The 8,903-nt window shown below is 73.4% G+C and carries 7 protein-coding genes; 1 reads left to right on the forward strand and 6 read right to left on the reverse strand.

Annotated elements, in window-relative coordinates:
• Positions 1 to 45: 45 nt before the first annotated feature.
• The 4 genes from QM638_RS17905 to QM638_RS17920 are packed head-to-tail and all read right to left on the reverse strand — an operon-like array spanning position 46 to position 5,602.
• On the reverse strand, positions 46 to 1,137 hold the full coding sequence (locus QM638_RS17905) for a hypothetical protein (protein ID WP_415144125.1): 1,092 nt from the start codon (positions 1,135 to 1,137) through the stop codon (positions 46 to 48).
• A gap of 33 nt (positions 1,138 to 1,170) precedes the next feature.
• Positions 1,171 to 2,127 carry a hydroxymethylglutaryl-CoA lyase gene (locus QM638_RS17910; protein ID WP_415144127.1) on the reverse strand — a complete coding sequence of 319 codons (957 nt, stop codon included), beginning with the start codon at positions 2,125 to 2,127 and terminating at the stop codon, positions 1,171 to 1,173.
• Between the two features lie 56 nt (positions 2,128 to 2,183).
• Positions 2,184 to 4,034, reverse strand: coding sequence for a biotin carboxylase N-terminal domain-containing protein (locus QM638_RS17915; protein ID WP_415144128.1), 1,851 nt, complete (start codon positions 4,032 to 4,034; stop codon positions 2,184 to 2,186).
• Positions 4,035 to 4,042: 8 nt separating this feature from the next.
• Entirely contained in the window at positions 4,043 to 5,602 is a 1,560-nt protein-coding gene (locus QM638_RS17920) for an acyl-CoA carboxylase subunit beta (protein ID WP_415144130.1), read from the reverse strand.
• Between the two features lie 150 nt (positions 5,603 to 5,752).
• Between QM638_RS17920 and QM638_RS17925 the strand changes: the two genes are divergently transcribed.
• Positions 5,753 to 6,310 (forward strand): TetR/AcrR family transcriptional regulator, encoded by a 558-nt coding sequence (locus QM638_RS17925; protein ID WP_415144132.1) that lies wholly within the window; start codon positions 5,753 to 5,755, stop codon positions 6,308 to 6,310.
• A gap of 6 nt (positions 6,311 to 6,316) precedes the next feature.
• Here the strand turns inward: QM638_RS17925 and QM638_RS17930 are convergent, their stop codons facing one another.
• Both QM638_RS17930 and QM638_RS17935 read right to left on the reverse strand, forming a co-directional pair.
• A complete protein-coding gene (locus QM638_RS17930; protein WP_415144134.1) occupies positions 6,317 to 7,027 on the reverse strand; it encodes a hypothetical protein in 711 nt (236 codons plus the stop codon).
• A partial coding sequence (locus tag QM638_RS17935) for a DEAD/DEAH box helicase (RefSeq protein ID WP_415144136.1) occupies positions 7,024 to 8,903 on the reverse strand: 1,880 nt, incomplete at its 5' end. The genes QM638_RS17935 and QM638_RS17930, both read right to left, overlap by 4 nt.

Consider the following 8,903-nt stretch of genomic DNA (forward strand, 5'->3'; position numbering starts at 1 on the left):
CCGCCGGCGACCGGCCGGAGGCTTCGCTGCGCTCGCCCATCGGGACTACGCCCGCGCCCGCCGGACGGCCCGCGCCATCTTGGCGCGCAGACTGAACCGCGGGTCGGGCCGGCGACCGGCCTCGAGCACCACCGCGGCCAGCGCCTCGATCGCGGCGTCGGCGACATCCTTGTTGCGCGGCTTGTCGGGGTTCGCCCACGGCTCCGGACCGGGCTCCGCCGGGCGAAGCTCGGCCAGATCGCCGGTGACGTCGATCCGGGAGCCCTCGATCCACTCGATCCATCGACTGGCCACCGAGTCCGCCCAGGGATGGGCATCCGGCGGCAGGGTGATCCGGGTCGTCCGGGCACGCTGGGCCAGGGTGCGATGCGCGATCACCTCGCGCACCAGCATCCGGTAGTCGGCGCCTCCGAAGTCCTCGTCCTTGAGGATCGTGTTGAGCCGGCGCAGCACCGCCGCCTCGGCGCCACCCAGCGAGGGGTTGCGCCGCTGACTGTCCACCGGCGCCCACTGCGGATCGATGCCGACGACCTCGCAGAACCGCAGCCACAGCGTGTCCTTCGGCGCCCCCGGTTGCGGCACGGTGATCAGGTGGACGTGCTCGGGCGGCAGGTTGCGGCCCCATCGGGTCAGCACGTCGGGCAGTCCCTGCACCCGCCAGAACCAGCGCTTGGCATGGTCCTGGCGCGCCTTGCGGACCTGACGCACGTAGCGCCGGAAGCGGGTCCGGCCGTTGTGCTTGATCTGCTCCTGCCACTCCGCCGGGATCTGCCGGCCCAGGTCGCGCGCGGTGTAGATGACGTGCACCTCGGCGCCCGCGACGGTCAGGTCCTGCATCGCGCGCTCGATCTGCGGTGTCTTCGCGCCGGCCAGGATCTCGTGGCTGAGCACGACCGTGTCGCTGTGCCGCGACACCCGGCGGACCAGCGCGTCCCACTCCCCGTGGACCTCCTGGCGCAGGCCGCCCCAGGGCCGGTCGACCAGGTCGAGCGCGGCGCCGAACATGTCCAGCTTGAGCCCGACCGGGTAGTCGATGCCGTGCGCCGCCAGCGCGGACCGGTTGTGGTAGAGCCGGTCCTGCAGGTACGTCGTACCGGTCTTCGGCGCCCCGACATGAACGAAGACCTTGCGCGTCATGTCCAGATTGTGACGCACCGCTGCCGCGAGCGCTCAGCGGGCACCGGTCAGCGCCCGCACCACGGCGCTCGGGCTCGGCCGCCCCAGCCGTTCGGCCATCCAGCCGCTGGTCCTCACCAGCGCGTCCAGGTCGAGGCCGTGCTCGATGCCGAGTCCGGTGAGCATCCAGGCCAGGTCCTCGGTGGCCAGGTTGCCGGTGGCGCTCTTGGCGTAGGGGCAGCCGCCGAGGCCGCCGGCGCTGGCGTCGTACGTCGTCACGCCCGCCTGCAGACCTGCGTAGGCGTTGGCCAGCGCCTGCCCGTAGGTGTCGTGGAAGTGCAGCGCCAGCCGGTCGGCCGGTACGCCGGCCTCGGCGAAGGCGCCCACCAGCGCCGTCACGTGACCCGGCGTGCCGACGCCGATGGTGTCGCCGAGACTGAGCTGCCAGGCACCGAGGTCGAGCAGGCGCCTGCCGACCGCGACCACCTGGTCGATCGGCACCCGGCCCTCCCACGGGTCGCCGAAGCACATGCTGAGGTAGGCGCGCACGTCCAGGCCGGCCTGCCGGGCGGTGGCGACGGTCGGGGCGAACATCTCGAACTGGCCCTCGAGGGTGCTGTTGAGGTTCTTGCCGGCGAAGGTCTCGGTGGCCGAGCCGAAGATCGCGATGTGCCGGCAGCCGAGCTCCAGCGCACGGTCGAGGCCTCGGCGGTTGGGCACCAGCACCGGAAGGTCCCGGGCCGCCTCACCCAGGTCGTCGCCGAGCAGCGCCATCAGCTCGGCGGCGTCGGCGAGCTGCGGCACCCAGCTCGGGTGCACGAAGCTGGTCGCCTCCACCATCGGCGCACCGGCGGCCAGCAGCCGCCGGACGAACTCCCGCTTCACCTCGGTCGGCACCGCGGTCTGCTCGTTCTGCAGCCCGTCGCGCGGGCCGACCTCATAGATCCGCACCCGGGCCGGCAGCTGGTCGCCGGGGGCGGGTACGACGGCCGGCAGCCCACTCACCGACACGGCCGCGCTCCTCGACCATCCCGTGGCTCACCCTGCGACACGCTGCGGCTCCCGGCTCACGTCTCGGCGCCCTCGGCCGGCGCCACCACGAACAACTCTGCCCCCAGCGCCACCTGCGCACCAGCCCGGGCGCCGAGGCGGGTGACGGTGCCGGCGAACGGCGCCGTCAAGGAGAGCTCCATCTTCATCGCCTCCAGCACGCCGAGCACCTCTCCCTCGACCACCGCGGTGCCCGGCTCGACCCGGACCTCCAGGACGGTGCCCGGCATCGGTGCGGTGATGCTCCCGTCGCCGGCCGCGGCGCCGCCGGCGACCCGGTCGGGCGGAGCGAAGACGAACCGCTGACCCCGGTAGGCGACCTCGACCCGCGCATGGTCGAGCGGGCCGGCGAGGGTCACGGTGGCGTGCTCGGCCACGCCCGCCGGCAGCGGCCGCACCTCGACCAGACGGCCGTCGAGCGGGATCCGGATCGGCGCCGGCGGGCCACCCAGGCGGAAGCCGTCGGCGCGGAACGGTCCGGCCTCGACACCGCGCCGACCGGCGAGCTCGGCCGCGGCGATCCGCCGCGGCAGCTCCCGATCGGGCGCGGGCAGCTCATGGCGGTCGAGCCAGGCGGTGTCGATCGCCGCGTCGCGGAACTCGTCGGTGGCCAACAGTGCCCGCAGGAAGCCGGCGTTGGTGGTCAGGCCGAGGATGACGGTGCGGTCGAGGGCATCGATCAACGACAGCCGCGCCGACTCACGGTCGGGGCCGTGTGCGATCACCTTGCCGAGCATCGGGTCGTAGGCGGTGCCGACCGTCTGCCCGTCGGCCAGGGCCGCGTCCACCCGGACCCCGTCCGGCCAGCGCACCCTCCTCGCCGTACCGGCTTGGGGCAGGAAGCCCCGATACGGGTCCTCGGCATAGACCCGCGCCTCGATGGCATGCCCCTCGACGCGTACGTCGTCCTGGCCGATCCCCAGCGGCTCCCCGGCCGCCACCCGCAGCTGCAGCTCGACCAGGTCCAGCGGCGCACCCGCCACCCGCACCACCGCCTCGGTGACCGGGTGCTCCACCTGGAGGCGGGTGTTCATCTCCAGGAAGTAGACCTCGCCGGCGCCGCCGTCGGCCTCGGGGTCGAGCAGGAACTCCACCGTGCCGGCGTTCAGGTAGCCGACATGGGTCGCCAGCGCGACCGCCGCGCTGGTGACGCGCTCCCGGATCGCCTCGCTGATCGTCGGCGCGGGGGCCTCCTCGAGCACCTTCTGGTGCCGGCGCTGGGGGGAGCAGTCCCGCTCACCCAGGTGCAGCACGGTGCCGGCGGTGTCGCCGATCACCTGGACCTCGATGTGCCGGCCGCGCTCGACGTACCTCTCGATCAGCACGGTGTCGTCGCCGAAGGCGCTGCTCGCCTCGCGCTCGGCCGCGGCCACCGCCTCGTCGAGCTCGTCGGCGGAGCGCACCACGCGCATGCCCTTGCCGCCGCCCCCGGCGGCCGCCTTGACCAGGACCGGACCGGTCCAGTCCCGGCGCGCGTCCTCACCGTCCGGGACCACCGGCACGCCGGCGGCGAGCGCGATCCGACGGGCGGCGTCCTTGCGTCCCATCTGCTCCATCACCGCCGCGGACGGCCCGACCAGGGTGATCCCGGCGGCCTCCAGCGCGGCGGCGAACTCGGCCCGTTCGGAGAGGAAGCCGTAGCCCGGGTGGACCGCGTCGGCGCCGGTGGCCAGCGCGGCCGCGACCACCGCCTCGATGTCCAGGTAGCTCGGCACCGGCACGGCCTCGTCGGCGGCGCGCACGTGCGGCGCGTCGGCGTCCAGGTCGGTGTGGACGGCGACGGTGCGCAGTCCCAGCCGGCTCGCCGTACGCATCACGCGCAGGGCGATCTCGCCACGGTTGGCGATCAGCACGGATTCGATTCTCATCGGCGTCCTCACATCCGGAAGATGCCGTAGGACGGCTCGGGGATCGGGGCGCGGGCGGCGACCGCCAGGCCCATGGCGAGCACCCGGCGGGTCTCGGCGGGGTCGATGATGCCGTCGTCCCAGCCGCGGGCGGTGGCGTAGTACGGCGAGCCCTGGGTCTCGTACTGCTCCCGGATCGGCGCCTTGAACGCCTCGACCTGCTCGGGCGTGTCCAGGTCCGTGCGGACGGTGGCGAGCACGCTCGCCGCCTGCTCCCCGCCCATCACCGAGATCCGGGCGTTGGGCCACATCCACAGGAACCGCGGATCGTAGGCGCGCCCGCACATGCCGTAGTTGCCGGCGCCGAAGCTGCCGCCGATGACGACGGTGAACTTCGGCACCACGCTGGACGCGACCGCCGTCACGAGCTTGGCGCCGTCCCGGGCGATGCCGCCGTTCTCGTACTCCCGGCCGACCATGAAGCCGGTGATGTTCTGCAGGAAGACCAGCGGGATGCGGCGCTGGTTGCACAGCTCGATGAAGTGCGCGCCCTTGCGCGCGGACTCGCTGAACAGGATGCCGTTGTTGGCCAGGATCCCGACCCGGTACCCCTCGATGGTGGCGAAGGCGCACACCAGCGTCTCGCCGTAGAGCTGCTTGAACTCGCTGAAGCGGGACCCGTCCACCACCCGCCGGATCACCCCGCGCACGTCGTACGGCGTCCGGGTGTCGGTCGGCACCACGTCGTAGATGCTCGCCGGCTCCTCGGCCGGCTCCTCGTAGGTCTCGATACGGTCGCCGGCGCTCCCTGCTCGACCGACGACGCCCCCGGGCAGCGTCTCCACGATCCCCCGCAGGATCGCCAGCGCGTGCGCGTCGTCGTCGGCCAGGTGATCGACCACCCCGGACCTGCGGGCGTGCACGTCGCCACCGCCGAGCTCCTCGGCGGTGACCACCTCACCGGTCGCCGCCTTCACCAGCGGCGGTCCGCCGAGGAAGATCGTCCCCTGGTCCTTGACGATCACCGTCTCGTCCGACATCGCCGGCACGTAGGCGCCGCCGGCGGTGCAGCTGCCCATCACGCAGGCCAGCTGCGGGATCCCGGCCCGGGAGAGGTTGGCCTGGTTGAAGAAGATCCGGCCGAAGTGCTCGCGGTCGGGGAAGACCTCGTCCTGCAGCGGCAGGAAGGCGCCGCCGGAGTCGACCAGATAGATGCACGGCAGCCGGTTGTCGGCCGCGATCTGCTGGGCACGCAGGTGCTTCTTGACGGTCATCGGGTAGTAGCTGCCGCCCTTGACGGTGGCGTCGTTGGCGATCACCAGGCACTCGCGGCCGCTGACCCGACCGATGCCGGCCACCACCCCGGCGCTGGGCACCGCCCAGGGATCGGTGTCGTCGTACATCCCGTAGGCCGCGAGCGGGCCGACCTCGAGGAAGGGGCTGCCCGGATCGAGCAGCAGGTCGATCCGGTCGCGGACGAGGAGCTTGCCGCGATCGAGGTGGCGCTGCCGGGCCCGTTCGCTGCCACCCCGACGGACCCGGGCCAGTCGCTCGCGCAGCTCCTCGGTCAGCTCGATGAGTGTCGGCATGTGCCTAGGTTAACGATCATTAACCTGGGGTGGCAAGGCCGGGCGGAATCACCGGTGAACCGGTGAAACTGGAACTTCCTGAGGGTTGCATCACGCAGGAAGTTCCAGTTCTGCGCAGGAAGTGCGGCCGGCGCTGGATAGCCTCGACCCATGTCCGAGACCCCGAACCCCCGGCGCGAGCAGATCCTGGCCAAGGCCGCGGACCTGTTCGCCGAGCGCGGGTTCCACGGAGTCTCGGTGACCGAGCTCGGCGCCGCCTGCGGGATCTCCGGGCCGGCGCTCTACAAGCACTTCAGCAGCAAGGACGCGGTCCTCGCGGAGATGCTCGTCGGCATCTCGGTGACCCTGCTGGCCGAGGGCCGGGCCCGGGTGGCCGCGGCGGACGGCGCCGACGCGGCGCTGGCCGCGCTGGTCGCCTGGCACGTCGACTTCGCACTGCGGGACCGGTCGCTGATCGTGGTCCAGGACCGCGACTGGTCCTCGCTGCCCGCCGAGGCGCGCGAGCGGGTGCGCCGGCTGCAGCGGGAGTACGTCGACCTGTGGGCCGATCAGCTTCGGCTGCGAGACGCCGGCCTGAGCCGCGACACCGCCCGGGCGATGGCGCACGCCGCGTTCGGGCTGATCAACTCCACTCCGCACAACCGCGCACTGCCCGACGAGGAGACCCGCACGGTGCTGGTCCGGATGGCGCTGGCGGCGCTGGCCTGAGACCTCTCAATGCGGCGCCGGTGGCGTGGCCGACGATGGCGAGGGCTCCGGAGCATCGGCCAGCAGCGCTCGGGCCCGCAGCGTCGCCTCGACGGCCAGCTCCAGGTCGGCCCGTTGGTCGCCGGCGGCGTCGGCCGCCCCCTCCGGGCCGGCTCCGATCGCCGCCGACCCCGATCGATCTTCGTCGACCGGCACGCCCCGCAGTCGCAGCAGCACCCGGGCGTCCGCGCCGGCCTGCTCGGCCAGCACCAGCAGTACGGCGACCAGATGGACGCAACCCGGGCGCCAGTGCCCGCACGAGCAGGTCGAGGCGATCTCGTCGGCGGCGGGGATGAGCTCGACGCCGGCCTCCTCGGCGTGCTCGATGAGGTCGTACGGGAGCTCCCCGCGACGCACTGCCGCGATCCGGGCCGGATCGAAGCTCACCGCCTCGAGGAACCCGGCCACGGCCTCGGCGGTGAGCACCGGCACCTGGCCGAGGAGCGTCACCACGTCGCCGGACTCAGCCGCCGAAGGGGCCGTCGAAGGGGCCACCGAGCCGGCGAACGAGCCCGCCGAGACCACCACCTGCACCCGGCCGGATCGCCGCAGCCGGGCGCCGACCGCCAGCGCTCGCTGGTCCTCGGCCACCTCCTCGGCGGTACGGCGCAGCGCCCGGGCCCACCAGCTGACCGGTCGGCGGCGGCCGGTCGCGCCGGTCTTCGCACCCGTCCTCATCGCACCGGCCGCAGGGTGACGAGATCGCGCAGCGCCTCGTTGCTGAGCTCGGTGAAGGCCGCCTCGCCGCGACCGAGCACGGCCTCGGCCAGCGCCCGCTTGCGGGTGAGCACCGCGCCGATCCGCTCCTCCACCGTCCCCAGCGTGACGAGGCGATGGACCTGCACCGGCCTGGTCTGACCGATCCGGTGGGCGCGGTCGGTGGCCTGGTCCTCGACGGCGGGGTTCCACCACCGGTCGACGTGGATGACGTGGTCGGCGCGGGTGAGGTTGAGCCCGGTGCCGCCCGCCTTGAGGGAGAGCAGGAACACCGGCGGCCCGGCCTGGGACTCGCTGAAGATCGTCACCATCCGCTCCCGGTCCCGCGCCGGGACACCCCCGTGCAGGAACTGGTGCGGCACGCCCCGCTCGGCCCAGTGCCGCTCCAGCAGCCGCCCCATCGCGACGTACTGGGTGAAGACGAGCACGCCGCCGTCCTCGCTCAGCGCGGTGTCGATCAGCTCGTCGAGCGCGTCCAGCTTCTCCGAGCGGCCGGTCAGCCGGCCGCCGCTCTGCCGGAGGAACTGCGCCGGGTGGTTGCAGATCTGCTTCAACCCGGTCAGCAGCCGCAGCACCAGCCCGCGGCGCATCGGATCGTCCGCGGCCAGCTCCTCGATCCTGGTCATGGTCTCGCGCAGGTGGGCCTCGTAGAGGACCGTCTGCTCCCGGGTCAGGGTGAGCGGATGATCGGTCTCGGTCTTGGCCGGGAGCTCGGGCGCGATCCCGGGGTCGGTCTTGCGTCGCCGGAGCAGGAACGGCCCCACCAGCTCCGCGAACTGGCGCGCCTTGCCGCTGTCCGCACCCGACTCGATCTGACTGGCCCACACCCGGCGGAACGCCTGCCGGCTGCCCAGCAGCCCCGGCACACACCAGTCGAGGATCGCCCACAGCTCGGTCAGGTCGTTCTCCACCGGGGTACCGGTCAGCGCCACCCTGGCCCCGGCGGGCAGCGTCCGGAGGGCTCGTGCGGTCGCCGAGGAGGCGTTCTTGACGTGCTGCGCCTCGTCGGCGACCACCAGCCCCCAGCGCACCTCGCCGAGCGCCGGGGCGTGCCTCCGCATCGTCTGGTACGTCGTCAGCACCACCGTGCCGGCCGCCAGCTCCCCCAGGTCGCGATCGGTGCCGTGGAAGCGGCGCACCGCGAGTCGCGGCGCGAACCGTCGCAGCTCCGCCTCCCAGTTGCCGAGCAGGCTGGTCGGACACACGACCAGCATCGGGCCGGCGTCCGCGCGCCGCTCCAGCCGGTGTAGCTGGAGCGCGATCACGGTGACGGTCTTGCCGAGCCCCATGTCGTCGGCCAGGCAGCAGCCCAGGCCGAGCCCGGTGATGCCGGCCAGCCAGCCGACCCCGGCGCGCTGATAGTCGCGCAGGGTGGCCCGCAACCCCGTCGGCGCCGGCACCGGCTCACTCGCGGCGGCCGCCAGCACCCGGTCGCGCAGGCGTCCGATGGAGGCGCCCAGGATCGCCGACTCCTCGACCTGGTCGACCAGCACCTCCGGCGGCTCGCCGACCAGCGCCGTCGCCAGCGCCTCGCCGTTGCTGACCCGGCGCAGCAGTCGCCTACGAGCCTTGCGCGCGACGCTCGGAGGCACGATCGTCCAGGCACCGCGTAGCTTCAGCACCGGCGTCGCCGCCTCGGCCAGCCGGTCCATCTCCTGCTCGGTCAACGGGTCGCCGCCCAGCGCGAGCTGCCAGCGGAAGGAGAAGAGCGCCTCGGTGCCGAGCGGTGTCTCGTAGAGCAGATCCTCACGCGGGGCGGCGCCGGGCGCCGGCGGCGGCCGGTCGAGCACCGCCGCGGCGGTGACCGCCCGATCGGTCAGCAGCGGGCCGAGCACAC

The organism is Nocardioides sp., from assembly GCF_047606145.1.
Classification (GTDB): domain Bacteria; phylum Actinomycetota; class Actinomycetes; order Propionibacteriales; family Nocardioidaceae; genus Nocardioides.